The following is a 461-nucleotide window of genomic DNA, read 5'->3' on the forward strand; positions in this document are numbered from 1 at the left end:
GTGAGACAATAGGGAATTTTCACACATCTGCCCAGGGAATAATCTGCGTGCGAAAAGGAGATCAGGGATGACCGACCAAATCGTATTGCTGAACGCACCCGGCGACATCAGCCAGTTTCGGATTGAGGATCAACAGACGAGCCCTCCCGGTGAGGGCGAGATCAAGATCCGTCATCAGGCCATCGGCACGAACTTCCTCGATGTTTATCACCGCAAGGGCGTCTACGTGCTGCCATCCTATCCCGCCGTGATCGGCGCCGAGGCCGCGGGTGTGGTGGAAGCCGTCGGTCCTGATATCGCCGACTTCAAGCCGGGCGACCGCGTCGCCTATGCGGGACCGCCTGTCGGCGCCTATTGCTCGACGAGGAACATTGCGGCGGAGAGGGTGGTGCGGCTCCCCGATACGGTTTCTGCCAAGACAGCCGCGAGTTCGCTGCTCAAGGGCATGACCGCTTATATGC

1 protein-coding gene is annotated in these 461 nt (G+C 59.9%); it reads left to right on the forward strand.

Annotated features, from left to right (window positions below; all coding sequences use genetic code 11):
• Nucleotides 1-67: 67 nt before the first annotated feature.
• On the forward strand, nucleotides 68-461 hold a 394-nt coding region (locus tag AC1D0P_RS29250), incomplete at its 3' end, for an alcohol dehydrogenase catalytic domain-containing protein (protein ID WP_477679938.1).

Source organism: Polaromonas sp. P1_G2 (assembly GCF_056405515.1).